1 protein-coding gene and 1 pseudogene are annotated in these 1352 nt (G+C 63.5%); both read left to right on the top strand.

All coding sequences use genetic code 11. The features are described from left to right. Positions 1-896: agmatinase (speB, locus tag PLN84_RS13335; protein WP_348532190.1), on the top strand; the 896-nt coding region annotated here is incomplete at its 5' end. Positions 897-1104: 208 nt separating this feature from the next. Then, positions 1105-1352: pseudogene (locus tag PLN84_RS13330) on the top strand (hypothetical protein); the annotation flags it as partial.

Raw genomic sequence — 1352 nt, 5'->3', positions numbered from 1 at the left:
TAAGAAGAAACTTGAGTGACGTGTTCTGGCTCTCGAAGACGGGCATGCACGAGCTCGCCCATCTCCATTTTGCGGATGCGGATGCGTCCTACGAGGACGCCCGCTATGCCGTCTTCGGCGTCCCCTACGACGCCACGACGTCGTTTCGGCCCGGGACACGGTTTGGCCCCCGGGCGATCCGGGAGGTCTCGCTCAACTTTGAGTCCTACGAACCCTCGACCGGGATAGACTTCTGCGAGGTGCCGGTCACGGACCTCGGCGACCTTGCGGTCTTGAAGGTCCCGGAGGATCTCGTGGGCCAGGTGGCCGACGTCGTGAGCGATATCGCCGGCGACGGGAAAGTGCCGGTGATGCTCGGCGGCGAGCACACCGCGACGGTCGGGGCGGTCAGGGCCGTCCGGCCGGAGGTCTACGTCGTCTGCGACGCGCACCTGGACCTGCGGGACGAACTCGACGGGACACCCTACAGCCACGGGTGCGTCACCCGGCGCGTCCTCGATGGGGTCGGGGACGTCGTGATCATCGGCGCCCGGAGCGGTGATGCCGAGCAGTTCGCGGTTGCGGCGGAGAGGACGCGGTTGTATACTGCGGATACCGTGCGGGAGCGGGGGATCGGGGTCGTGCTCCGCGAGGTCCTTGAGGCCATCGGCGACAGACGGGTCTATCTCTCGATCGACGCCGACGCGATCGACTGCTGCTTCACCCCCGGCCTCGGGACGCCCGAGCCGTTCGGGATGACGCCGCTCGATATCCGGGAGGTCGTGCGGACCCTTGCGCCGCAGGTCGTGGGGTTCGACTACGTGGAGGTCGCCCCGTTCGACTCCGGCCAGACGGCGGCGGTGGCGGCGCAGGTGGTCCGGGAGTTCATCGCACGGCACTGGGTTGCCGGGCGGTGAAGGGCCCCGGGCTTTTTTTCGGCGGTCTGTTTTCGCCACACCTCGTCGAAGGTCGGGGGGTCTACGGGGTGCAGGAAAACCCCCGGGCTTTAGCCCGGGGAGAGTGCCAGAGCAGAAGGACGCTACCCCGCGGAACACCGGACCCGGTATCGGCACTACGTTTATTATGCCGAACTGCACACATCTCAAATGATTTGAGGTGAGCGCCATGTTAGTCGAGTTTAAAATATTCTATTACGATGGAGGGTGGACCGCTCGTGCTACAGATCACGGTATCATCACAGAGGGAGAGACTATCGGCGAACTTGTCGATAACATCATAGAGGCAACAGAACTCTACTTCGAAGGCGAGATCGAAGAGAGAGAGCAGATCACAATCACCGTTACGACCGAACCGGTGCCCGACTTCATCCTGGAACTCGACGAAGGTGACCCCGAACCACTCAGTCAGCACTT

It is taken from the genome of Methanoculleus sp. (assembly GCF_035363275.1).
Classification (GTDB): Archaea; Halobacteriota; Methanomicrobia; order Methanomicrobiales; family Methanoculleaceae; genus Methanoculleus.
The sequence above is the reverse complement of the archived record's forward strand: the minus strand, read 5'-3'. Positions and strand labels throughout refer to the sequence as shown.